Source organism: Massilia sp. R2A-15 (assembly GCF_030704305.1).
GTDB lineage: Bacteria > Pseudomonadota > Gammaproteobacteria > Burkholderiales > Burkholderiaceae_D > JAFCUW01.
This window is the reverse complement of sequence record NZ_CP131935.1, coordinates 3,320,072-3,341,156: the sequence shown is the minus strand read 5'-3', so window position 1 is coordinate 3,341,156 and position 21,085 is coordinate 3,320,072. Positions and strand designations below refer to the sequence as shown.

The 21,085-nt window shown below is 63.6% G+C and carries 23 protein-coding genes; 17 read left to right on the top strand and 6 right to left on the bottom strand.

What is annotated here, in order from left to right:
- The 4 genes from Q4S45_RS15335 to radC all read right to left on the bottom strand — a co-directional run bounded on the left by Q4S45_RS15335 (position 1) and on the right by radC (position 3,808).
- Positions 1–2,403, bottom strand: a complete 2,403-nt coding sequence (locus Q4S45_RS15335) for a hypothetical protein (protein WP_305505673.1) — start codon at positions 2,401–2,403, stop codon at positions 1–3.
- 182 nt (positions 2,404–2,585) lie between these two features.
- Complete coding sequence (gene rpmG / locus Q4S45_RS15330) at positions 2,586–2,756, bottom strand: 50S ribosomal protein L33 (RefSeq protein WP_197422130.1); 171 nt, start codon at positions 2,754–2,756, stop codon at positions 2,586–2,588.
- A 10-nt stretch (positions 2,757–2,766) separates the two neighbouring features.
- Positions 2,767–3,003, bottom strand: coding sequence for a 50S ribosomal protein L28 (rpmB, locus tag Q4S45_RS15325; protein WP_305505671.1), 237 nt, complete (start codon positions 3,001–3,003; stop codon positions 2,767–2,769).
- 130 nt (positions 3,004–3,133) lie between these two features.
- Positions 3,134–3,808, bottom strand: coding sequence for a DNA repair protein RadC (gene radC / locus Q4S45_RS15320; RefSeq protein WP_305505669.1), 675 nt, complete (start codon positions 3,806–3,808; stop codon positions 3,134–3,136).
- 192 nt (positions 3,809–4,000) lie between these two features.
- Here radC and Q4S45_RS15315 point away from each other — a divergent pair, with 192 nt between their 5' ends.
- From Q4S45_RS15315 to Q4S45_RS15290, 6 genes are all read left to right on the top strand, one after another.
- On the top strand, positions 4,001–4,456 hold the full coding sequence (locus Q4S45_RS15315; protein WP_305505667.1) for a peptidylprolyl isomerase: 456 nt from the start codon (positions 4,001–4,003) through the stop codon (positions 4,454–4,456).
- 11 nt (positions 4,457–4,467) lie between these two features.
- Complete coding sequence (gene ispH, locus Q4S45_RS15310) at positions 4,468–5,412, top strand: 4-hydroxy-3-methylbut-2-enyl diphosphate reductase (protein ID WP_305505665.1); 945 nt, start codon at positions 4,468–4,470, stop codon at positions 5,410–5,412.
- A gap of 377 nt (positions 5,413–5,789) precedes the next feature.
- Positions 5,790–6,719: a branched-chain amino acid ABC transporter permease gene (locus Q4S45_RS15305; RefSeq protein ID WP_305505663.1), complete on the top strand. Its 930-nt coding sequence runs from the start codon at positions 5,790–5,792 to the stop codon at positions 6,717–6,719.
- 14 nt (positions 6,720–6,733) lie between these two features.
- Positions 6,734–7,942 carry an ABC transporter ATP-binding protein gene (locus tag Q4S45_RS15300; protein WP_305505661.1) on the top strand — a complete coding sequence of 403 codons (1,209 nt, stop codon included), beginning with the start codon at positions 6,734–6,736 and terminating at the stop codon, positions 7,940–7,942.
- A 23-nt stretch (positions 7,943–7,965) separates the two neighbouring features.
- Positions 7,966–8,739, top strand: a complete 774-nt coding sequence (locus Q4S45_RS15295) for an ABC transporter ATP-binding protein (RefSeq protein WP_305505659.1) — start codon at positions 7,966–7,968, stop codon at positions 8,737–8,739.
- Positions 8,736–9,458 carry an ABC transporter ATP-binding protein gene (locus Q4S45_RS15290; RefSeq protein WP_305505657.1) on the top strand — a complete coding sequence of 241 codons (723 nt, stop codon included), beginning with the start codon at positions 8,736–8,738 and terminating at the stop codon, positions 9,456–9,458. The genes Q4S45_RS15295 and Q4S45_RS15290 overlap by 4 nt, the downstream gene beginning before the upstream one ends.
- A 143-nt stretch (positions 9,459–9,601) precedes the next feature.
- On the opposite strand, the gene Q4S45_RS15285 is transcribed toward Q4S45_RS15290, so the two are convergent.
- Positions 9,602–10,189 (bottom strand): phasin family protein, encoded by a 588-nt coding sequence (locus Q4S45_RS15285; protein WP_305505655.1) that lies wholly within the window; start codon positions 10,187–10,189, stop codon positions 9,602–9,604.
- A 351-nt stretch (positions 10,190–10,540) separates the two neighbouring features.
- Here Q4S45_RS15285 and Q4S45_RS15280 point away from each other — a divergent pair, with 351 nt between their 5' ends.
- From Q4S45_RS15280 to pbpG, 3 genes are all read left to right on the top strand, one after another.
- Positions 10,541–11,446 (top strand): DMT family transporter, encoded by a 906-nt coding sequence (locus Q4S45_RS15280; protein ID WP_305505653.1) that lies wholly within the window; start codon positions 10,541–10,543, stop codon positions 11,444–11,446.
- A 159-nt stretch (positions 11,447–11,605) separates the two neighbouring features.
- Positions 11,606–12,301: a nitroreductase gene (locus tag Q4S45_RS15275; RefSeq protein ID WP_305505651.1), complete on the top strand. Its 696-nt coding sequence runs from the start codon at positions 11,606–11,608 to the stop codon at positions 12,299–12,301.
- 151 nt (positions 12,302–12,452) lie between these two features.
- Positions 12,453–13,493 carry a D-alanyl-D-alanine endopeptidase gene (gene pbpG, locus Q4S45_RS15270; protein WP_305505649.1) on the top strand — a complete coding sequence of 347 codons (1,041 nt, stop codon included), beginning with the start codon at positions 12,453–12,455 and terminating at the stop codon, positions 13,491–13,493.
- Between the two features lie 128 nt (positions 13,494–13,621).
- Here the strand turns inward: pbpG and Q4S45_RS15265 are convergent, their stop codons facing one another.
- Positions 13,622–14,401, bottom strand: coding sequence for an IclR family transcriptional regulator (locus Q4S45_RS15265; protein ID WP_305505647.1), 780 nt, complete (start codon positions 14,399–14,401; stop codon positions 13,622–13,624).
- Positions 14,402–14,539: 138 nt separating this feature from the next.
- Here Q4S45_RS15265 and Q4S45_RS15260 point away from each other — a divergent pair, with 138 nt between their 5' ends.
- From Q4S45_RS15260 to Q4S45_RS15225, 8 genes are all read left to right on the top strand, one after another.
- On the top strand, positions 14,540–14,926 hold the full coding sequence (locus Q4S45_RS15260; RefSeq protein ID WP_305505645.1) for a diacylglycerol kinase: 387 nt from the start codon (positions 14,540–14,542) through the stop codon (positions 14,924–14,926).
- Positions 14,927–15,012: 86 nt separating this feature from the next.
- Positions 15,013–15,573 (top strand): alpha/beta hydrolase, encoded by a 561-nt coding sequence (locus tag Q4S45_RS15255; RefSeq protein ID WP_305505643.1) that lies wholly within the window; start codon positions 15,013–15,015, stop codon positions 15,571–15,573.
- A 23-nt stretch (positions 15,574–15,596) separates the two neighbouring features.
- On the top strand, positions 15,597–16,235 hold the full coding sequence (locus tag Q4S45_RS15250; RefSeq protein WP_305505641.1) for a peroxiredoxin: 639 nt from the start codon (positions 15,597–15,599) through the stop codon (positions 16,233–16,235).
- Positions 16,236–16,410: 175 nt separating this feature from the next.
- A complete protein-coding gene (locus Q4S45_RS15245; RefSeq protein WP_305505639.1) occupies positions 16,411–17,184 on the top strand; it encodes a sulfite exporter TauE/SafE family protein in 774 nt (257 codons plus the stop codon).
- Between the two features lie 109 nt (positions 17,185–17,293).
- Positions 17,294–18,148, top strand: coding sequence for a sulfate ABC transporter permease subunit CysT (gene cysT / locus Q4S45_RS15240; RefSeq protein ID WP_305505638.1), 855 nt, complete (start codon positions 17,294–17,296; stop codon positions 18,146–18,148).
- Positions 18,145–19,065 carry a sulfate ABC transporter permease subunit CysW gene (gene cysW / locus Q4S45_RS15235; RefSeq protein ID WP_305505636.1) on the top strand — a complete coding sequence of 307 codons (921 nt, stop codon included), beginning with the start codon at positions 18,145–18,147 and terminating at the stop codon, positions 19,063–19,065. Before cysT ends, cysW begins: the two co-directional genes overlap by 4 nt.
- Entirely contained in the window at positions 19,062–20,135 is a 1,074-nt protein-coding gene (locus Q4S45_RS15230; protein WP_305505634.1) for a sulfate/molybdate ABC transporter ATP-binding protein, read from the top strand. The genes cysW and Q4S45_RS15230 overlap by 4 nt, the downstream gene beginning before the upstream one ends.
- Complete coding sequence (locus Q4S45_RS15225) at positions 20,132–21,070, top strand: CysB family HTH-type transcriptional regulator (protein WP_305505632.1); 939 nt, start codon at positions 20,132–20,134, stop codon at positions 21,068–21,070. Before Q4S45_RS15230 ends, Q4S45_RS15225 begins: the two co-directional genes overlap by 4 nt.
- Positions 21,071–21,085 lie beyond the last annotated feature (15 nt).

Genomic DNA, 21,085 nt, shown 5'->3' with positions numbered 1-21,085 from the left:
TCAGCGCGTGGAGATATCCCAGACGCCGCGGCCGTAGGTGGACGCGCGCAGGAATGAGCCGTCGCGCGGCATGTACAGGTCGCTGACCTGCACCGTCGGCAGGCCGGCGCCGAACTGGGTCCAGCTGGCGCCGCCGTTGGTGGTGCGGTACACGCCCAGCCAGGTTGCGGCATACACCGTGTTGCCGCTCAGGTCGTTCGGCGCGGCGAGCAGGCGCTGGATCGGGACATTCGGCAAGCCGGTGCTGGCCGGCGCCCACGTAACGCCGCCGTCGGTGGACTTCACCACCCACACCGACTGGCCGCCCGGATTTTCCGACGCCACATACAGCACCGAATTATTGGCGTAGGCGATGTTGCTGTTGAAACCGGCGTAACCCGCGACGATGTTGCTGCGCAGCTTCCAGCTCGCGCCGCCGTCGCTGGTGATCAGGATCCTGCCGCCGGTCGACACGGCCGCCACGTGGTTCAGGTCCACGGGGCTGACCGACACGCTGTGCGAACTGCCGCGGATGTAGGTCGCCGTGGTGCTGCCCGCGAAGATAGGACGCCATGATGCGCCGGCATTGTCGGTGCGGTAGATCAGGCTGGCGGTGTTGGTGAAGTAGGTGCTGCCCACAGGATCGGCTGCCGCGCTCGGCGTGGCGATCGGCGTGACGAAATACGCGTTGCAGGCGTTGATGCCATTGTAGCTGCAGGTCGCCGGGTCGAACGCCGGATCGGTCCATTTCTTCTGGATGTTCGGATCCTTGTGCGCGGAATAGATGTAGCCGTAGACATAGCTGCCCAGCGCCGTGTTGCCGGCCGCCTGGCTCCATCCCACGCCGAAGCCGTCGCCGCCGAAGCTTTGGTTGAAGACGCCAGTGTTGCCTGAGCGGATACGGGTGCCGTTGTCCTGCAGGCCGATCAGCACGCTCTTCGGATCGGCGCCCGAGGTCGCCATCGAATAGATCAGGTGATCGACCAGGCCGACGTTTTTCTGGTCGCTCCAGCTGGCGCCTTCGTCCTTGCTGACGAACAGGCCGCCGTCGGTGCCGAACATGACGCGCTTCTTGCCGCCAGCCATCGAAATTACCGCGGTATGGTGATCGGCGTGCACGTAGCCCAGGCCGAACTGGCCGAGCCAGTTGCTCAGCAGGCGCCAGCTGCGGCCGCCGTCGGTGGTCTTGCCGGTGTTCAGCTGGCCGCCCAGGTACACCGTGTTGCGCGTGGCATCGGTGGGATCGACGACGATCATGTGGTTGTAGAATCCCTGGCCTCCCATCAGGTCCATGGTCGGATTTTCTTCATTCGGATTGACCGGCGCCTTGGTGTGCAAGCCCAGCGCGGTCCAGCTGTAGCCGCCGTCGGCCGAACGGTACAAGTCCTTCTGGTCGCACGTCGTTCTGCACGAGTTGGCGACGTAGGCGTAGACCACCGCGTCGCCAGGCGCACCGATGCCCAGGGTGATGCGGCCGGCGCCACCCGTCATGTTGGTGGCGGCGATCGGCGCCCAGCTGCTGCCGTCGGCCGACACGTACAGCGTGGCCGGATCGTAATAGCCGCCGCTGGCGACCGTCGCCAGCCAGCCGATGCTGCTGCGCGCCAGGCTCCAGACCCGCCCGCCGTTGAGCACATTGGTGTAATGGCTGCCGCCGTCGTCGGACCGGTAGATGCCGCTGTCGGTGGCCACCAGCACCATGTCCTTCGCGCCGCGCATATCGACCTTGACGTCAAGCACCATGCCCGAATTGCCGAGGAAGGTGAATGGCGACCAGCTGTTGCCGCCGTCGGTGGTCTTGAGCATTGCGCCGCCGACGAGGGGAATGCCGTCGAACGGATCGCCCGTGCCGTAGTACAGGGTCTGCGGATCGCGTCCCATCGCCGCCGCGCCGCCGCTGGTGGTGATGACCTTGTCGGTGATCGGCAGCCAGGTCGGATAGGGCGCTTCGAAGTTGCTGGTCTTCCACATCCCGCCGCTCGACGACAGCAGGTAGACCGTGTTCGGATCGGTCGGATGCGGCAGAATGGTGCGCAGGCGCCCGCTGTCGGTGACACTGAGCTGGATGTCGTTCTGCGTCTTGTTGGCGCGTGTCGGCCCGATCGATTGCCAGACCGGCACGCCGTTCGGCGCCGCGGCGCCCGGTGCGAGTTGCGGATAGGTGCTGCGCTGGCGCGACCATTCCTGCACCATGCGCTGTCCAAAATCGGAGGGCAGCGTGCCAAAGCGCGCCTTTTGCCATTCCAGCCTGCCGATTACGGTGGGATGCTGTTCCTCGCCGCCGCCGGCAGCCTGGAACATACGGAAGTCTTGGGCGCTGCGATAGCCGCTGTCGTCGGTGGCGGTTTGCGCCCCGGCCAGCGCCATCGTCCCGGCCGCGAAGCACAATGCTCCGAGCCGCATTGCTGCACGAATACAAGTCATGATGATCCTTCATATCGTCAGTGGTGGATACGCGACCAGGACTGATGAGTCCGCGCGTGCTGACAAGGATATGCCTGTTTCATTGCAAATATTATGTTTATTGCATTACAGTGAGACGATTTACAACAAACAAAAAAGCCGCGCACTTGCGTGGGCGGCTTCTTCAGGAAAGCGAGACCGGATTACTTGATCTTGGTTTCTTTGTACATGACATGCTTACGTGCCTTCGGATCGAACTTCATGATCTCCATTTTGGCAGGCATCGTGCGCTTGTTCTTGTCGGTGGTGTAGAAGTGACCCGTACCTGCGGTCGATTCCAGCTTGATTTTGTCGCGGCCAGTTTTTGCCATGATAGCTCCCTAATTAAACTTTTTCGCCACGGGCGCGCATGTCGACCAGGACGGCATCGATGCCGACTTTGTCGATGACGCGCAGACCGGCGTTGGACAAGCGCAGGGAGACCCAGCGGTTTTCCGATTCCACGTAGATACGACGGTTCTGCAAGTTAGGCAGGAAACGACGTTTCGTTTTGTTGTTAGCGTGGGAGACGTTGTTGCCAACCATCGGACCCTTGCCAGTTACTTGGCAAACACGTGCCATAGCGCACTCCTTCAGTAAACTTCCGCAATCGGGAAAAACGAGAGTATAGCGTGAAAAGCATCGCGAAATCAATCACTTGTGAAAAACAATTGTGTCTTGCGCTATTCGCGAAATTTAACAATTGAGCGGGCTAGATTTGACCATGTTCCGCAAATGAATGAACCTGCGGGCCGGCCACGACGAAATGGTCGAGGATGCGCACGTCCACCAGGGCCAGCGCCTGCACCAGCGCGCGCGTGAGCAGCAGGTCGGACTCGCTCGGCTCGGGCGTGCCGGACGGATGGTTGTGCGCCAGCATCAGGCCGGCCGCGTTGTGTTTCAGCGCCGCCTTGACCACTTCGCGCGGATAGACGCTGGTGTGGGTGAGGGTGCCGCGAAACATTTCCTCGCAGGCGATCAGGCGGTTTTTGACGTCCAAAAACAACACCACGAAGGATTCGTGGGTTTGCTGGCTCATCTTCATGCGCAGGTAGAGCTTGACCGCTTCGGGCGAGCCGAGCGCGTGGCCCGCCTGCAGCTGTTCGCCGATGGCGCGCTGGGCCAGCTCCATCACCGCCTGCAACTGGGCGAACTTGGCCGGCCCGAGCCCGTGCAGCCCGGAGAATTCGGCCAGGCTGGCGTTGAACAGGGCGTTGATCGAGCCGAAGTGCTTGAGCAGATTGTCGCCGAGCTGGACCGCGTCCATGCCCTGGACGCCGACGCGCAGGAATACCGCCAGCAGTTCGGCATTCGACAGCGAGCGGGCGCCGTCGGCGATCAGGCGCTCGCGCGGGCGCTGCTGGGCGGGCCAGTGGTTGATTCCCATCGTTCAAAGTACCTCTCGCCCCAAGACCGTCGTTCCTGCGGAGGCAGGAACCTATACTGAATATGCTCAGCATGGGCTGCTGCCTTCGCAGGAGCGACAGCTCAGATAGTTGATTAGTCAAGTATTTTGCCCGCTTGAGCCGGAACTGGCCCAGTGGCTTACAATATCGGTTTGCACGCCAGAACCAACACCATGACCCAAGCGTCTCCAGCCGTCGTCACCGACTCGGCCTACCTCACCCTGCATTATCGGCTCGCCACCGCGGACGGTACTGATATCGTCACTACCTTTGCCGGAAATCCCGCCACCCTGATGCTGGGCCAGGGCCAGCTCGCGCCCTTCCTCGAGCAGCGCCTGCTCGGCATGGCCGAAGGCGCCCACCAGACCTTTCAGCTGGCCGCCGGCGAAGGCTTCGGCGAGCGCAACCCGGACATGATCCAGGCCGTGTCGCGCGCCACTCTCGACGACAATTCCGCGCCGGGCGCCGAATACCAGGTCGGCGACCTGGTCGATTTCGCCGCGCCGGGCGGCGGCCGCTTCGCCGGCGTGCTGCGCGAATTCACCGACAGCGGCGCCATCTTCGACTTCAACCATCCGCTGGCCGGCAAGCCGTTGCTGTTTGAAGTGAAACTGATTTCCGTGTTGTGAACAGGACTCCCATGGACAGCGAAATTCTCCTAGCCCAGCCGCGCGGTTTCTGCGCCGGCGTCGACCGCGCCATCGAAATCGTCGAACGCGCCCTGCAGCAGTTCGGCGCGCCGATCTACGTGCGCCACGAAATCGTCCACAATGCTTACGTCGTCGCCGATCTGCGCGCAAAAGGCGCAATCTTCATCGAAGACCTCGATGACGTCCCGGCCGGGCACACGCTGGTGTTTTCCGCCCACGGCGTGCCGAAGTCGGTGCGCGCCGAGGCTGCCGCGCGCGGCCTGTCGATTTTCGACGCCACCTGTCCGCTGGTGACCAAGGTGCACGTCGAAGTGTCCAAGATGCGCAAGCAGGGCTGCGAGGTGGTGATGATCGGCCACGACGGCCACCCCGAGGTCGAAGGCACGATGGGCCAGGCCGAGGAGGGCATGCACCTGGTCGAAACCGTCGCCGATGTCGCCGGCCTGCAGGTCGCCAATCCGGACCAGCTGGCCTATGTGTCGCAAACCACGCTGTCGGTGGACGACACGGCCGAAGTCATCGCCGCCCTGAAAGCGCGGTTCCCGAACATCATCGAGCCGAAGAAGGGCGACATCTGCTACGCCACCACCAACCGCCAGGAAGCCGTGAAGTTCATGGCGCCGCAGGTGGAACTGGTGATCGTCGTCGGCAGCCCGAACAGCTCGAACTCGAACCGCCTGCGCGAAGTGGCCGAAAAGAAGGGTACGCCGGCCTACATGATCGACAACGCCTCGCAAATCGATCCGAAGTGGCTCGAAGGCAAGCTGCGGATCGGCGTCACGGCCGGCGCCTCTGCCCCGGAAGTGCTGGTGCAGGCCGTGATCGACCGCCTGAAGGAACTGGGCGCGAAGAGCGTGCGCACCCTGGACGGCGTCGAGGAACACGTCACCTTCCCGTTGCCGAAGGGCCTGGACGGCGCCAAGCCACAAGCCTAGGCCGTCATTCCCGCCATTGGCGGGAATGACTTCCCGCGCAGGCAGGAACCTAAGCTGACTATGTTCAGGCGAAGCATAGGCTTTTGCCTACGCAGGAGCGTCAATCAAAGGTCATAGACGCAAGTTCTATATGTACATGCAAATAAAATTCGGGGGACATGCAATTTCCCGATATTAGTTTTTTCAAAACTTCGCTATCATTGCTGCGCTCGGACGGCGCATACCATGCGCGGTCGCGGTACGACCATGTAACACCTTGCGTTGCGCTGGGTTGGCAATGATGGAGTTTGTGAACGACGGCGCAGGCCAGGAGCGGCACCTCGGGGGACACCCCGGGTGCCGTTTTTGTTAGAACTAAAAGAAAGAGACAACTATTAATGGATACTTTTATCCAACAGATCATCAACGGTCTGGTGCTGGGCAGCATGTACGCCCTGATCGCGCTGGGCTACACGATGGTGTACGGTGTGCTGAACCTGATTAACTTCGCCCACGGCGACGTGCTGATGATCGGCGCGATGGTCGGCCTGACCATCCTGAAACTCCTCGAAACCTTCGTGCCCGGCCTGCCTGGCTACGTTGACCTGTTCATCGCGATTGCCGGCGCGATTCCCGCCTGCATCCTGGTGAATATCATCATCGAACGGGTCGCCTACCGCCGCCTGCGCAACGCGCCGCGGCTCGCCCCGCTGATCACCGCGATCGGCGTGTCGATCCTGCTGCAGACCTTCGCGATGATGATCTGGGGCCGCAGCCCGCTGCCTTTCCCGCAATTGCTGGCGACCGAGCCGATCATGATTGGCGGCGCCCTGATTTCGCAGACCCAGCTGCTGCTGCTGGTGCTGGCCGCGCTGGCGATGGTCGGCCTGGTGTACCTGGTGGAAAAAACCAAGATGGGCCGGGCCATGCGCGCCGTGGCTGAAAACCCGCGCGTCGCCGGCCTGATGGGTGTCGATTCGAACATGGTGATCGTCGCCACCTTCGCCATCGGCGCCGCGCTGGCGGCCGTCGCCGGCGTGATGTGGGGCGCCAACTACGCGTCGATCGCGTTTGCGATGGGCACCCTGCCTGGCCTGAAGGCGTTCTGCGCCGCGGTGCTGGGCGGCATCGGCAACATCTACGGCGCGATGGTCGGCGGCATCCTGCTCGGCATCATCGAGAGCCTGGGCGCCGGTTACATCGGCGACCTGACCGGCGGCTTCCTCGGCAGCCACTACCAGGACATCTTCGCCTTCGTGGTGCTCATCATTGTCCTCACGATCCGGCCGTCCGGCATCATGGGCGAACGCGTGGCCGACCGCGCCTGAACGGGAGAACCAACATGGCACTGCTTAATTTCAACGTCGAGGAAAATCCGCGCAAGGCGTATGCCAGCATGGGCATCCTGCTGATCGGCCTGATCATCTTCCCGTTCTTCGCCGCCCAGTTCGGCAACTCGTGGGTCCGCATCATCGACATCGCGCTGCTGTACATCATGCTGGCGCTGGGACTGAATATCGTGGTCGGCTTCGCCGGCCTGCTCGACCTCGGCTACATCGCGTTCTTCGCGGTCGGCGCCTACCTGACCGGCCTGCTGGCCTCGCCGCAGTTCGCCCAGCTGCTCGAATCGGTGGTCAACTACAACCCGGCGCTGGGCAACGCGCTGGTGACGATGATGGGTCCGGACATCGTGCAGAACGGCATCCACCTGTCGGTGTGGATCATCGTGCCGCTGGCGGCGATGGTGGCCGGCCTGTTCGGCGCCTTGCTCGGCGCGCCGACCCTGAAGCTGCGCGGCGACTACCTGGCGATCGTCACGCTCGGTTTCGGCGAGATCATCCGCATCTTCATGAACAACCTGAACGATCCGATCAACTTCACCAACGGCCCGCAAGGCATCAACCTGATCGACCCGATCCGGATCTTCGCGGTCAACCTGGCAGGCGAGCCGGGCTCGCGCGCCAACGTGGTGCTGGGCGGCTTCTCGATGCCGTCGGTGAACGCCTACTACTTCCTGTTCCTGCTGCTGTGCATCGCGATCGTGTTCGTCACCACGCGACTGCAGCACTCGCGCCTGGGCCGCGCCTGGGTGGCGATCCGCGAAGACGAAATCGCCGCCAAGGCGATGGGCATCAACACCCGCAACATCAAGCTGCTGGCGTTCTCGATGGGCGCCTCGTTCGGCGGCGTCGCCGGCGCCATGTTCGCGTCCTTCCAGGGCTTCGTCTCGCCCGAGTCGTTCTCGCTGACCGAGTCGATCGCCGTGCTGGCAATGGTGGTGCTGGGCGGCATCGGCCACATCCCGGGCGTGATTATGGGCGGCGTGCTGCTCGCGGCGCTGCCGGAAGTGCTGCGCCACGTGGTCGAGCCGGTCCAGATGGCCGTCTTCGGCAAGGTCGTGATCGAGTCCGAAGTGCTGCGCCAGCTGCTGTACGGCCTGGCGCTGGTGCTGATCATGCTGAACCGCCCGGCCGGCCTGTGGCCGTCGCCGAAACACGAAGACCGGCCCGAAGCCGCTGAAACCAACAAGGGCGAAGCGTTCCCGGCCTGATGGCCGGACGCGAGGATTACCACATGAGCGAACAGATCATTCTCAACATCGCCGGCGTGAACAAGCGCTTCGGCGGCCTGCAGGCGCTGACCGACGTCGGCATCAAGATCACCAAGGGCCAGATCTACGGCTTGATAGGCCCGAACGGCGCCGGCAAGACCACCTTCTTCAACGTCATCACCGGCCTGTACCAGCCCGACACCGGCACCTTCGAACTGGCCGGCAAGCCGTATTCGCCGTCCGCGCCGCACGAAGTGGCCAAGGCCGGCATCGCCCGCACTTTTCAGAACATCCGCCTGTTTGGCGAGATGACGGCGCTGGAAAACGTCATGGTCGGGCGCCACGTGCGCTCGCACCAGGGCGTGTTCGGCGCCGTGTTCCGTCACAAGGCGGCGCGCGTCGAGGAGGCGCAGATCCGCGCCCGCGCGCAGGAGCTGCTGGACTTTGTCGGCATCGGCCAGTTTGCCAACCGCACCTCGAAATTCCTGTCCTACGGCGACCAGCGCCGCCTGGAAATCGCGCGCGCGCTGGCGACCGACCCGCAGCTGCTGGCGCTGGACGAGCCGGCCGCCGGCATGAACGCGACCGAAAAGCTGGCGCTGCGCGAGCTGCTGGTGAAGATCAAGGCCGAAGGCAAGACCGTGCTGCTGATCGAGCACGACGTCAAGCTGATGATGGGCCTGTGCGACCGCATCACCGTGCTCGAATACGGCAAACCGATTGCCGAAGGCTTACCAGCCGACATACAAAAGAATCCGGCTGTGATCGAAGCCTATCTCGGAGGCGCGCATAAATGAGCGACAACATCCTAAAAGTAGCGGGGCTGAAGGTCGCGTACGGCGGCATCAAGGCGGTCAAGGGCATCGACCTGGAAGTAAACAAGGGCGAGTTGGTCACGCTGATCGGCGCGAACGGCGCCGGCAAGACCACCACGCTCAAAGCGATCACCGGCACCTTGCCGCCATGCAGCGTCGAAGGCGTGGTCAGCTACATGGGCCAGCCGCTCAAGGGCGTGCACTCGCACCAGCTGGTCGAGAAGAAACTGGCGATGGTGCCGGAAGGGCGGGGCGTGTTCACCCGCATGACGATCCAGGAAAACCTGCTGATGGGCGCCTACACGCGCAACGACAAGGCCGGGATCGACGCCGACATCGAGAAATGGTTCGCGGTGTTTCCGCGCCTGAAGGAACGGGCGGCACAGTTGGCCGGCACCCTGTCGGGCGGCGAGCAGCAGATGCTGGCGATGGCGCGCGCGCTGATGAGCCACCCGGACCTGCTGCTGCTCGACGAGCCGTCGATGGGCCTGTCGCCGATCATGGTCGAGAAGATCTTCGAAGTGATCCGCGACGTCTCGAAGCAGGGCATCACGATCCTGCTGGTCGAGCAGAACGCGCGGCTGGCGCTGGAGGCGTCGCACCGCGGCTACGTGATGGATTCGGGCGCCATCATCATGACCGGCAATGCGGCCGACATGCTGCACGACCCGCGCGTGCAGGCCGCCTACCTTGGCGAATAACGGAACGGCGGGGTCTGGTCCTGCGGACCTGACCCCATTTTTGGTCGCCGCCGCCAATGAAAAATGCCCCGACGAGTCGGGGCATTTTTTGTTGGGGGCTGACCCGCGGGACTAAGCGTCCCAGTCAGACCCCGGTGTTGCTCTTACTTCTTCATGCCGGCGGCAGCAGCGGCAGCAGCCTTCGGCGCCACTTTGGCGGCAGCCTGGGTGAACTGGCTGACAGCGGCGCTCATGTTCGACTCGATCGCCTCGACCGCTTGCTTGGTGGTCTTGGTGAACTGCTCGTAGCCGGCGTTGGCGTTGCCCAGGGTGGCCTTGAATGCGGCAACAACGTTCTCCGAACCGGCCGGGGCGTTCTTGCTCACTTCGTCAACCAGCGAGATGACCTTGCGGTTGGTCTCGGCGATCTGGGTTTCGGCGGCCTTGGTGAACTCGGCTTGGGTGCCGGCGGCGATCGAGGCCAGCTGGCGGCTGTACGAAATGGCTTTCTCGGCAGTCGGCTGGGCTTGCGCTGCGGACAGCGAGAAGAATTCTTGTGGATCCTTGGCCGACAGCAGCTGGCGCGTCGCGATCGACGACTCTTCCAGCGATGCCTTGGCGGCGGTGATGTTCAGGTCCACCAGCTTTTCCATGCCTTCGAAGGCTTTGGCGGTCAGCGACGAGAAGATCGCGAACTGCGCTTCGAAGTTGGCTTTGGTGGCGTTCGAAAACTGCTCAGGGATTGCAAACATGTGATTCTCCAGGGTGTGTTGAATGGCGTTAGCGAATGTTGCTGTGATCGGTGAAGCAGGTGAACCGGTAAGCTCTGGCGGGACAGTGTATTGTGCGCCGCAACAAATCCTATTTTACTGAGTTTTAACTCCGCGTCAAGCATTTTTGGTGCGATGCACAAATTAAAATTTTATTATCGTTTGGCAATAGTTAAATCTCCTATGCGACAGGCATAAACGTGCAATGAATTGCGGCAATTTGCGAGGGGAAACGCCATTTTCGTGCGCATGCTATGCTGACAGCATCGCGCTTTCCTGCCTGCCGGTCCGGCGCATCGGCTGTAACCCATGTCTCGAATGCGCAACTGATTCATGCCCGACACTTCCCTCCATGCTGCGGCGCGCCAGGGTGCGCCCTGGCTGTCCCCGATTCCCATCTTCTTTGTTTTGCTGTGGAGCAGCGGTTTCATCGTCGCCAAGTTCGGCCTGCCGTACGCGCCGCCGCTGACCTTCCTGATCCTGCGCTGCGCCTCGGTGCTGCTGGTCCTGGTTCCCTGCGTGCTGGTCTGGAAGGCGCCGTGGCCGGAGCGGGCAGCGCTCGGCCACATCGCCGTGGCCGGCTTGCTGCTGCAGGCCGGCTACCTGTCGGGCGTCTGGTGCGCGATCAAGCTGGGCATGCCGGCCGGCCTGTCGGCGCTGATCGTCGGCATGCAGCCCATCCTGACGGCCGCCGCGGCGCCCCTGATCGGCGAGAAAGTGCGCGCGCGCCAGTGGCTCGGCTTCCTGTTCGGCTTCACCGGCGTAGCGCTGGTGGTCGCTGCTAAAATATCGCTGATCGGCCTGTCGGCGGCGGCCATCGTGCTGTGCCTGCTGGCGCTGCTGTCGATCACGGTCGGCACCATGTACCAGAAGCGGTTCTGCCCGCGCTTCGATTTGCGCACCGGCACGGTGATCCAGTTCGGCGCGACCGTGCTGGCGCTGCTGCCGGCGGCGATCTGGCTCGAAGGCTTCGATTTGCAGTTCAGTTCGGTGGCATGGACGCCGCGCTTCATCGGCGCCTTGCTGTGGTCGGTGTTCGCGCTGTCGATCGGCGCGATCTTCCTGCTGTTCAAGCTGCTGCGCCGCAGCGACGCCACCCAGGTCACCAGCCTGCTGTACCTGACGCCGCCGACCACCGCCATCATGGCCTGGATCATGTTCGGCGAGGCGTTCAGCCTGCTGGGCATGGTGGGCATGGTGGTGGCTGTGCTGGGCGTGGTCTTTGTCGTCAAAAAATAGCTTTTGGAAGGCAGGAGGGCTGGCGCCGCGGACCAAAGGCTGGGGTCAGGTCCGCCGGAGCGACGGGGACGCCGAGTCCCCGGGTTGGTCGGCGCCGCGTGAACTTGTCCTAGGGGCCTACACAGCGCCAGCTTTTAACTTACAAAAATAGGGGAGCCGATGATTTCGACCGAACAACAACAAATGGTGGACGACGCAATCGCCTCGCGCCGCTCGATCCGCGCGTTTCTGCCCACGCCGGTCGCGCGCGAAGACATCGAAGCGATCCTCGGCGTCAGCGCACGGGCGCCGTCCGGCACCAACATCCAGCCTTGGCGAGTCACGGTGCTGACCGGCGCGGCGAAGGAGCGCCTGTCCGACGCCATCCTCAAGGTGTACCACGACAAGGAAGCGGCCAGCGCGCACACCGAGGAATACGCCTACTACCCGCGCCAGTGGGTGTCGCCGTTCATCGAGCGGCGCCGCAAGGTCGGCTGGGACTTGTACGCGCTGCTGGGCCTCACGCGCGAGGACAAGGCCGGCATGGCGGCCCAGCACGGCCGCAATTACCGCTTCTTCGACGCGCCAGTCGGCCTGATCTTCACCATCGACCGCGTGCTCGAACAGGGCTCCTGGTTGGACTACGGCATGTTCCTACAAAACATCATGGTCGCCGCGCGGGGACGCGGGCTCGATACCTGCCCGCAGGCGGCCTTCACGCAGTTTCACCGCATCATTTCCGAGCAGCTGGGGCTGCCTGAGAACGAGACGGTCGTGTGCGGCATGGCGCTCGGTTACGCCGACCCGGAAAAAATTGAAAATTCCTTGATCACGGAGCGCGTTCCTGTTGGCGAATTTGTACGGTTTCTCGACTAAAGGCGTACACTGTATAGACGCGCTGCCCCCTCATCGTGGCGTTGCGCCAATGCATAAGTAATTGCTTTGAAGGTTAAATTCGCTTGCCATCGACGAGTGATTTGCTACACTGCAACGAGATAATCTTCAGTTCGCCTCAAAGGATTTACAGATGTTTAAGCTCGCGCTGGGCGCCCTCGTTTCGCTGCTGTTTGTCCTGTCGCCCGTTTCCGAGGCCCAAGCGGCCGGGCGCTCCCACGCGTCGGCGAAGAAGCACGTGATCAAGAAAGCGCGCAAGGACGCCACCGAAGTGACGATCCGCACGCGCACGGTGCGCCACGTGTCGGTGGTGCGCGGCAGGCGGGTCGTGACCTTCCGCCCGGTGCGCAGCGCCAATGTGATCCTGGCGCCGGCAGCGCGCAGCGCAGGCGACGTCGCCGGCCTGAACCTGACGCGCGATCCGCTTGCGCTGGCGTCGAACGTGGCGCTGGTGCTCGACCAGACCAGTTCGGAAGTGCTGTTCGAGAAGAACGCCAACGTCGCCTTGCCGATCGCTTCGATCACCAAGCTGATGACCGGCCTGATCGTGGTCCAGGCCCAGCAGGACATGAACGAAATGCTGTCGATTACCGAAGAGGACATCGACCACGAAAAGCACACCCATTCGCGCCTGGCCGTCGGCTCGCGCATGACGCGCGGCGACCTGCTGCACATCGCGCTGATGAGCTCGGAGAACCGCGCCGCATCCGCCCTGGGACGCAATTATCCGGGCGGCATCAGCGCTTTCGTGGCGGCGATGAACGCGAAAGCGAAACAGCTTGGCATGAACGATACCCATTATGTCGATTCAAGCGGATTGTCCAGTCGTAACGTGGCCAGCGCCCGCGACCTCGCCAAGCTGGCGATCGTGGCGCACCAGGAACCTCTACTGCGTGAATACTCGACCGACACCAACGCCGAAGTCGACGCCGGCGGCCGGATCATGCACTACTCCAACACCAATCGTCTCGTGGCCAATCCCGACTGGGATATCGGCCTGCAGAAAACCGGCTTCATCAACGAAGCAGGGCGCTGCCTGGTGATGCAGGCCATGATCCAGGGACGCGCCGTGATCATGGTGTTCCTCGATTCCAAGGGCAAGCTGTCGCGCACCGCGGACGCGGGACGCATGCGCAAATGGCTCGAAGCGCTCAAGCCGCCAGGGATCGGCTGACTTGTTGTCAGACCGGACCGTTTTAAATAAGTTCAGATAGATTTTGCTGTCGTTCCTGCGCAGGCAGGAACCCATGCCGCCTATGCGCAGCTTCAGCATAGGTTCCTGCCTGCGCAGGAACGACGCGCTTACGGCGCGGGTGAATAGCCCAAGGTCGCCGAAATGCTGTTGGCCGTCTGCACCAGATCGTCCAGCCACTCTTCCTGCAAGCGGTCGGCCGGCGCCGAAATCGACAGGCCAGCGATCAGCTTGCCGGAGTCGTCGTGGATGCCGGCCGCCATGCAGCGCACCCCCAGCTCCAGTTCTTCGTTGTCGCGCGCATAGCCGCGCGCGCGCACCAGGCTCAGTTCGCGTTCGAGCCTGGCCAGGTCGGTGATCGAATTCTTGTTGTGCCCGGCCAGCCCGGTGCGGGTGGCGTAGGAGCGGATCGCCTTCGGATCGTCCACGGACAGGAACAGCTTGCCGGTGGACGTCAGGTGCAGCGGACCGCGCCCGCCAATCGCGCGCACCACCTGCATCCCCGAACGCTCGGAGAAGGCGCGGTCGATGTAGACGATCTCGTCGCCCTGGCGCACCGACAGGTTGATGGTCTGCTGGGTCTTCTTGTGCAGTGCACGCATGAAATCGAGCGCAGCCTCGCGCACCGACAGCCGGCTCTTGACCACATTGCCCAATTCCAGCAGCCGCATGCCGAGCCGGTAGGTGCCGGGTTCCACGCGGTCGACGAAGCGGGTGATCACCATGTCGTTCAAAATCCGGTGCGCCGTCGAAGGGTGGAGGCCGGATACTTTCGACAATTCCTTCAGGCTGACCGGGTCGCTGTAAGTCGCCAGCGCGTCGAGCAGGGCGACCATGCGCTCAATGACTTGAATCGAGGTCTTCGCGGTTTCGGTCGGTTCAATTTTCATGATGTGGTTGGTGCAGTGCGGTATCGGGTGAATACTTTATACCATAATGTGAAAATGCTTGGCAATCTTCCTACGCCTTGTCGCCGGATTGCGTGCGCCGGCGCATAATGGCGCATCGTCACTATTTCATCGCCTCCCATGACCCAACCAGTCAGCCAGTTCAAAAGCAAAAGCGGCCTCAAGCGTATCTTCTCGGCGTTCAGTTATTCCGTGGACGGTTTCAAGGCCGCGTGGCGCTATGAGGCGGCGTTCCGGCAGGAACTGGTGGTGGTGTTCATCGGCACCATCGCGGCGCTCAGCCTGCGCATCTCCGCCTTCGAAAAACTGATGTTGGTCGCGCTGATGGTGTTCGTGCTGATCGTCGAGCTGATCAATTCAGCGATCGAGTCCGTGGTCGACCGCATCTCGCTCGACCCGCATCCGCTGTCGAAAAACGCCAAGGACATGGGCAGCACCGCGGTGGCGCTGGCGATCCTGATCGCGGTGGCGGCGTGGGTGGTCGTGCTGTTCAACCGCTTCTACTGACATATTCGGCGCGCGCATAAGCTAGCGCCAAACGATTCCTTCTGTTTTGCCCGAGCGCGCCGTAACCTCGCAGTCGAGGAGGCCCTATGGCGCAGCATCTTTATCCCGAATTTCAAGTCATTCTTGTCCCCGGACTGCACGACAGCGGGCCGGGACACTGGCAGACGCTGTGGCAGGACCGCCACCCGGAGTTCGATCGCGTGCATCAAGACGACTGGGAAACACCGGACCTGCGGGCATGGGCGGCGCGGGTGGACCAGGTGCGCGCCCGCGATCCGCGTCCCGCGCTGTTCATCGCGCACAGCTTCGGCTGCCTGGCGTCGATCTACAGCATTGCCCGCCATCCTGCCAACGTCGCCGGCGCCCTGCTGGTGGCTCCGGCCGACCCGGAAAAGTTCGGCTTGGCGCTGCTGTTGCCGCGGCAGCCGCTGGCGTGCGCCACCGTGCTGGTGAGCAGCCGCAACGATCCCTGGATGCGCGCAGAGGACGCCGCGCGCTGGGCCGGCCGCTGGGGCAGCCTGCTGATCGATGCCGGCGCGCGCGGCCACATCAACGCCGAGTCGCGCCTGGGATACTGGCAATTTGGACGGGAGGCATTGCAATTATTGTACGAGCGGGCGCACAATCATCATCCGGCACTGGCCTGATTTATTCACCTCTGGAGACCACCATGACTTTACGCTTGGGCGACACCGCACCCGATTTCGAGCAGGATTCTTCGACTGGCAAGATCAAATTCCACGAGTGGGCAGGGGACTCGTGGGTTGTGCTGTTTTCCCATCCGGCCGACTACACGCCGGTCTGCACCACCGAGTTGGGCCTGACGGCCAAGCTGAAGCCGGAGTTCGACAAGCGCAACGTCAAGGCGCTGGCGCTGTCGGTCGATCCGGTGGAGTCGCACAAGGGCTGGATCGGCGACATCGAGCAGACGCAAAAGACCGTGGTCAATTTTCCGATCATCGCCGACGCCGATCGCAAGGTGTCGATGCTGTACGACATGATCCATCCGGAGGCGTCCGCCACGGCGACCGTGCGTTCGCTGTTCGTCATCGATCCACAGAAAAAGGTGCGGCTGATGATCACCTATCCGATGAGCTGCGGGCGCAACTTCGAGGAAGTGCTGCGCGTGGTGGACGCGCTGCAGGTCGCCGACAAGTACACGGTGGCCACGCCGGGCAACTGGAAGCAGGGCGACGACGTGATCATCCCGATGTCGGTGCAGGATCCGGAAGTGATCAAGCAGAAGTATCCGGGCGGCTTCAAGGCCGAGCGGCCCTACCTGCGCATGACGCCGCAGCCCGGCAAGTAGCCGCGGCGGGGACTGGTCCTGCGGACCTGTCCCCATCTTCCGAATCAAAGTGGGAACAGGTCCGCAGGACCAGACCCCTGCCGCTGCTTATCCCGCACGCATAAGCAAATAAGATCTCCGTCGTTTGGCATATCGCTCAGTTAGCTTACCCTTTCAGCTAAATGAGGGCTCCTGTATGTTAATGACGTATGTAATCTCCGGCTTCGCGGTCGGCTTGCTGGTCGGCATGACGGGAGTGGGCGGAGGCTCGCTGATGACGCCGCTGCTGACCCTGCTGTTCGGCGTGCCGCCCTCGGTGGCCGTCGGCACCGACCTGGCGTTCGCTTCCTTCACCAAATCGGCCGGCACCTTCACCCATCGCCTGCGCGGCACGGTGCGCTGGGACATCGTGCGGCGCCTGTGCGCCGGCGCGCTGCCCGCGGCCATCGCCGCCACCCTGGCGCTGAAACACTACGGCGCCCTCGGCCAGCAAATCGGCCAGGTGATCCGCTACTCCATCGCCGGCTCGGTGCTGCTGACCGTCACCGCGCTGCTGTTCAAGTCCAACATGCTCGCGTGGATTAACGCCAGGCCGGGCCGCCAGCTGCACGGCCGCGCGCTGGTGGCCGCCACGATTGGCGCCGGCGCCTTGCTCGGCACGCTCGTCACCATCTCCTCGATCGGCGCCGGCGCCATCGGTGCGACCTTGCTGGTGATGCTGTATCCGCGCATGAGCTCGGCCGAAGTGGCCGGCACCGACATCGCCTACGCCGTGCCGCTGACCGCGATCGCCGCCTTCGGCCACTGGTGGCTGGGCTCGATCGACTGGACCCTGCTCGGCACGCTGCTGCTCGGCTCGCTGCCGGGCATCACGCTGGGCTCCTGGGCGGCGCGCGCCATCCCGGAGCGCTTCTTGCGCGGCGTCCTCGCCGCGACCCTGACTGCGGTGGCCGCCAAGCTGATCTATTGATCGCCTAATAGCAGATTGATCTATGCAAATGAGAAATGCTTCGTTTGCGTTATGAGTTTCAGGTGCGATTATCGAGTTCTGATAGAAGAATCCGTAATAAGAGGACCGCATGCCCGCAATCTCCCTTCCCGCGCCGCGCGCCGCACCGTTCCGGGTCATGCCCGGCTTCGGGCTATCGCTCGGCTTCACCGTGTTCTACCTGTGCCTGATCGTCCTGATCCCGCTGTCGGCGGTGTTCGTCAAGACCTTCACCATGACCTGGGAAGCGTTCTGGCACGCCGTCACGTCCGAGCGCGTGGTCGCCTCGTACAAGCTCAGTTTCGGCGCCTCGCTGATCGCCGCCGCGATCAACGTGGTGTTCGGCGGCGTGGTCGCCTGGGTGCTGGTGCGCTATAAATTCCCCGGCAAGCGCTTCGTCGATGCGCTGGTGGACCTGCCGTTCGCGCTGCCCACCGCGGTCGCCGGCATCACCCTGACCGCGCTGTATTCGCAGAACGGCTGGATCGGCCGCTACCTCGAGCCGCTCGGCCTGAAGGTCGCATTCACCCCGGTCGGCGTGGTCGTCGCGCTCACCTTCATCGGCCTGCCGTTCGTGGTGCGCACGGTGCAGCCAGTGCTGGAAGAGGCCGAGCGCGAACTGGAAGAAGCGGCCGCCAGCCTGGGCGCGAGCTCGCTGCAGATCTTCCTGCGCGTGGTTTTCCCGACCATCATGCCGGCGCTGCTGACCGGCTTCGCGCTGGCCTTCGCGCGCGCCACCGGCGAATACGGCTCGGTCATCTTCATCGCCGGGAACATGCCGATGGTGTCCGAGATCACGCCGCTGTTCATCATCACCAAGCTGGAACAGTACGACTACGCCGGCGCCACTGCGATCGCGGTGGTGATGCTGCTCGCGTCCTTCCTGATGCTGCTGGCGATTAACCTGCTGCAGGCATGGTCGCGCAACCGGGCGGGCAAAAAATGAGCGCAGTTCTCGATACTCCGATTCCCGCCACGGCGCCGCGCCGCGGCGAGCTGCCTTCCACGTCCAATGTGTTCGAGCCGCCCTGGGTGCGCATCGCGCTGCTGACGGTGGCGCTGGGCTTCCTGACCCTGTTCCTGTTCGTGCCGCTGGTGGCGGTGTTCGCCGAGGCCTTCAAGAAGGGCTGGCAGGCCTACCTGGCCGCGATCACCGATCCGGATGCGGTGTCGGCCATCAAGCTGACGCTGATCGCCGCCATCGTGGCGGTGCCGCTGAACCTCGTGTTCGGCGTCGCCGCCTCGTGGGCCATCGCCAAGTTCGAATTCCGCGGCAAGAGCATCCTGCTCACGCTGATCGACCTGCCGTTCTCGGTGTCGCCGGTGATCTCCGGCCTGATCTACGTGCTGCTGTTCGGCGCCCAGGGCTGGTTCGGGCCGTGGCTGCAGGCGCACGACATCAAGATCCTGTTTGCGGTGCCGGGCATCGTGCTGGCGACCGTGTTCATCACCTTCCCGTTCGTCGCGCGCGAGCTGATCCCGCTGATGCAGTCGCAGGGCACCGAGGAAGAAGAGGCCGCGCTGGTGCTGGGCGCCTCGGGCTGGAGCACCTTCCGCCGCGTGACGCTGCCGAACATCAAATGGGGCCTGCTGTACGGCGTGATCCTGTGTAACGCCCGCGCGATGGGCGAGTTCGGCGCGGTGTCGGTGGTGTCGGGCCACATCCGCGGCGAGACCAACACCATGCCGCTGCAGGTCGAGATCCTCTACAACGAATATAACTTCGCGGCCGCCTTCGCAATCGCCTCGCTGCTCGCCTTGCTGGCGCTGGTGACCCTGGCGCTCAAGTCCATCATCGAATGGCGGCTGCATCAACAACACTCCGTCGAAGCCGACGCGCGCATTCTGGAGCACACAGCATGACCATCGAAGTCCAACATATCCGCAAGCAGTTCGGCCAGTTCACCGCGCTCGACGACGTGTCGCTGCAATTCCCCGCCGGCGAACTGACCGCGCTGCTGGGGCCATCGGGCTGCGGCAAGACCACGCTGCTGCGCATCATCGCCGGCCTCGAGCATCCGGATTCGGGCAAGGTGCTGCTGGACGGGCAGGATGCGTCGGCCCGCCACGTGCGCGAGCGCCAGGTCGGCTTCGTGTTCCAGCATTACGCGCTCTTCAAGCACATGACCGTGTTCGAGAACGTCGCTTTCGGCTTGCGCGTGCGGCCGCGCAAGGATCGCCCGTCCGAGCAGGCGATCCGCGACAAGGTACGCCAGCTGCTCGAACTGGTGCAACTGGACTGGCTGGCCGACCGCTATCCGCCGCAGCTGTCGGGCGGTCAGCGGCAGCGCATCGCGCTGGCGCGCGCGCTGGCGGTCGAGCCGCGCGTGCTGCTGCTCGACGAGCCGTTCGGCGCGCTCGACGCCAAGGTGCGCAAGGAGCTGCGGCGCTGGCTGCGGCGCCTGCACGACGACCTGCACGTGACCAGCATCTTCGTCACCCACGACCAGGAAGAGGCGCTCGAAGTGGCCGACCAAGTGGTCCTGATGAACAAGGGACGGGTCGAGCAGCTCGGCACGCCGGACTCGGTGTACAACCACCCGGCGTCGCCGTTCGTGTACGGCTTCCTCGGCAACGTCAACCTGTTCCACGGGCGCGTGCACGAAGGCGTGCTGGCCAGCGGCGACGCCAGTTTCGATGTGCCGGACCATGCGGCTGTACAGAACGGCAATGGCATTGCCTACGTGCGGCCGCACGACCTCGAGATCGACCGCTATGCGCCTGGCGCCGAAGGCATCGTCGTCAAGCTGCGCCGCTTCCACGCGATCGGGCCGCTGGCCCAGCTCGACCTGGAGCGCTCCGACAACGCGGAGCTGATCGAGGCGACGATTCCGAACGACCGCTTCCGCGAACTGGCGCTGAAGGACGGCGAAACGCTGGTGGTGCGGCCGCGCCGCATGCAGGTGTTTGTCGACCAGGGGGCGGCGATATGAACTTCCAGCAGCTGCGTTCGATCCGGGAAGCGGCGCGCCGCAACTACAACCTGACCGAGGTGGCGAACGCGCTGTTCACGTCGCAGCCAGGCGTGAGCCGGCAGATACGTGAGCTGGAAGATGAACTCGGCGTCGTGATCTTCGAGCGCAACGGCAAGCGCCTGACCGGGCTGACCGATCCCGGCAAGGGCATCCTGAAGATCGTCGACCGGCTTCTGGTGGAAGCGGAGAATCTGCAGCACGCGAGCGCCGAGTATGCGGGGCAGAAGAGCGGCACCTTGACCATCGCGGCGACGCACACGCAGGCGCGCTACGCGCTGCCGAAGGTGGTGCAGTCGTTTCGCGCGGATTTTCCTGAGGTGCGCATAGCGCTCCAGCAAAGCGCGCCGGATCACATCGCCGAATGGATCCTGTCGGGCAAGGCCGATTTCGGCATCGCGACCGAGGGCCTGTCGCAGTTTCCCGACCTGGTGTCGTTCCCGTGCTATCGCTGGAGCCACCTGATCGTCGTACCGGAAGGGCATCCGCTGCTGGCGCATTCGCCGATCCGGCTCGATGACCTGGGGCGATTCCCGCTGATTACCTACGACGTCGGGTTCACCGGCCGCGGGCATATCGATGCGGCGTTTGTCGATGCGGGCGTGAAGCCCGACATCGTGCTGACGGCGATGGATTCGGACGTCATCAAGCAGTACGTGTCGCTGGGGCTGGGAGTGGGGCTGGTGGCGTCGATGGCGTTCGATCATGGGCGCGACAAGGGGCTGCGCGCGATCGGGGCGTCGCACCTGTTCGCGCCCAATGTGACGCGCTTGGCGGTGCGACGCGGCGCTTACCTGCGCTCCTACGCTTATCACTTCATCGAGCAGTTTGCGCCCGAATTGACGCGGGCGGAGATCGACCGTGCCATGAACGCGGCTGTGGACAGCAGCGTCTAGGCAGGGGTCTGGTCC

Excerpts from the sequence above, each read along its gene's own strand:
- Q4S45_RS15335 (WP_305505673.1), bottom strand. The coding sequence starts at position 2,403 with ATGACTTGTATTCGTGCAGCAATGCGGCTCGGAGCATTGTGCTTCGCG.
- rpmB (WP_305505671.1), bottom strand. The coding sequence starts at position 3,003 with ATGGCACGTGTTTGCCAAGTAACTGGCAAGGGTCCGATGGTTGGCAAC.
- radC (WP_305505669.1), bottom strand. The coding sequence starts at position 3,808 with ATGGGAATCAACCACTGGCCCGCCCAGCAGCGCCCGCGCGAGCGCCTG.
- Q4S45_RS15315 (WP_305505667.1), top strand. The coding sequence starts at position 4,001 with ATGACCCAAGCGTCTCCAGCCGTCGTCACCGACTCGGCCTACCTCACC.
- ispH (WP_305505665.1), top strand. The coding sequence starts at position 4,468 with ATGGACAGCGAAATTCTCCTAGCCCAGCCGCGCGGTTTCTGCGCCGGC.
- Q4S45_RS15305 (WP_305505663.1), top strand. The coding sequence starts at position 5,790 with ATGGATACTTTTATCCAACAGATCATCAACGGTCTGGTGCTGGGCAGC.
- Q4S45_RS15300 (WP_305505661.1), top strand. The coding sequence starts at position 6,734 with ATGGCACTGCTTAATTTCAACGTCGAGGAAAATCCGCGCAAGGCGTAT.
- Q4S45_RS15295 (WP_305505659.1), top strand. The coding sequence starts at position 7,966 with ATGAGCGAACAGATCATTCTCAACATCGCCGGCGTGAACAAGCGCTTC.
- Q4S45_RS15290 (WP_305505657.1), top strand. The coding sequence starts at position 8,736 with ATGAGCGACAACATCCTAAAAGTAGCGGGGCTGAAGGTCGCGTACGGC.
- Q4S45_RS15285 (WP_305505655.1), bottom strand. The coding sequence starts at position 10,189 with ATGTTTGCAATCCCTGAGCAGTTTTCGAACGCCACCAAAGCCAACTTC.
- Q4S45_RS15280 (WP_305505653.1), top strand. The coding sequence starts at position 10,541 with ATGCCCGACACTTCCCTCCATGCTGCGGCGCGCCAGGGTGCGCCCTGG.
- Q4S45_RS15275 (WP_305505651.1), top strand. The coding sequence starts at position 11,606 with ATGATTTCGACCGAACAACAACAAATGGTGGACGACGCAATCGCCTCG.
- pbpG (WP_305505649.1), top strand. The coding sequence starts at position 12,453 with ATGTTTAAGCTCGCGCTGGGCGCCCTCGTTTCGCTGCTGTTTGTCCTG.
- Q4S45_RS15265 (WP_305505647.1), bottom strand. The coding sequence starts at position 14,401 with ATGAAAATTGAACCGACCGAAACCGCGAAGACCTCGATTCAAGTCATT.
- Q4S45_RS15260 (WP_305505645.1), top strand. The coding sequence starts at position 14,540 with ATGACCCAACCAGTCAGCCAGTTCAAAAGCAAAAGCGGCCTCAAGCGT.
- Q4S45_RS15255 (WP_305505643.1), top strand. The coding sequence starts at position 15,013 with ATGGCGCAGCATCTTTATCCCGAATTTCAAGTCATTCTTGTCCCCGGA.
- Q4S45_RS15250 (WP_305505641.1), top strand. The coding sequence starts at position 15,597 with ATGACTTTACGCTTGGGCGACACCGCACCCGATTTCGAGCAGGATTCT.
- Q4S45_RS15245 (WP_305505639.1), top strand. The coding sequence starts at position 16,411 with ATGTTAATGACGTATGTAATCTCCGGCTTCGCGGTCGGCTTGCTGGTC.
- cysT (WP_305505638.1), top strand. The coding sequence starts at position 17,294 with ATGCCCGCAATCTCCCTTCCCGCGCCGCGCGCCGCACCGTTCCGGGTC.
- cysW (WP_305505636.1), top strand. The coding sequence starts at position 18,145 with ATGAGCGCAGTTCTCGATACTCCGATTCCCGCCACGGCGCCGCGCCGC.
- Q4S45_RS15230 (WP_305505634.1), top strand. The coding sequence starts at position 19,062 with ATGACCATCGAAGTCCAACATATCCGCAAGCAGTTCGGCCAGTTCACC.
- Q4S45_RS15225 (WP_305505632.1), top strand. The coding sequence starts at position 20,132 with ATGAACTTCCAGCAGCTGCGTTCGATCCGGGAAGCGGCGCGCCGCAAC.